Raw genomic sequence first — 628 nt, 5'->3', positions numbered from 1 at the left:
TACGACGGTCTCGTGCGCGGGCATCTGACTCAACTGAGCCAATGCATCGGTGTCGATCAGCTCTGCCCCCTGGATCGCCACCAGCGAGCCGTCATCGGTGTCGAAAACGTTGGGGCACGGGCCGTTGCTGCAGGTGCCGGCTTTGTGGGTGAGTCGCATCTCGCCTCCAATTAGTCAAAATGAGTCAAGGCCTCAACGGTCGCAGAGTCTGATGGCAGGAGTCAACCATCTGTGACGATTTGACTTCGTTTAGCCACGTAGAGCATTCTCGAACGAGAGTGAGTCAAAATGAGTCACTCGATGGATCGATGGGAGTTGTCAGATGAGCGTGTTCCCCGTGCGGCCGCTCGTTCTCGGGTTCGTTCGGGTCGATGGAGTGTCGGGGCGGCTCGAGACCGCGCTCACCGGTCAGTTGGCATCTTGGGCGCAGTGTGAGTGGTTCTTCCTTGGCGTGACCTACCGAGAACTACAGGGCAACGGCGCCTTCGAGTCATTGCTAGAGGCAATCACCAGGCATGACCCGGTCGGCGTCGTAGTACCGAGCTTCGAGCATCTCGGTCCTGCTCCTGAAGCCCGTGTGGCAACTATTCGGGAGTGCGGTGGGGCGATTGTGCACGCGGTCGGTCCG

General features: G+C 59.6%; 1 protein-coding gene. It reads left to right on the top strand.

The annotated features are described in order from the left end of the window. Positions 1-322: 322 nt before the first annotated feature. Positions 323-628 (top strand): hypothetical protein (locus tag CAY82_RS27425; RefSeq protein WP_087503451.1); only part of this gene is annotated, 306 nt, incomplete at its 3' end.

This window comes from Pseudomonas sp. SID14000 (assembly GCF_002165135.1).
Classification (GTDB): domain Bacteria; phylum Pseudomonadota; class Gammaproteobacteria; order Pseudomonadales; family Pseudomonadaceae; genus Aquipseudomonas.
This window is presented reverse-complemented; position numbering and strand designations above follow the sequence as displayed.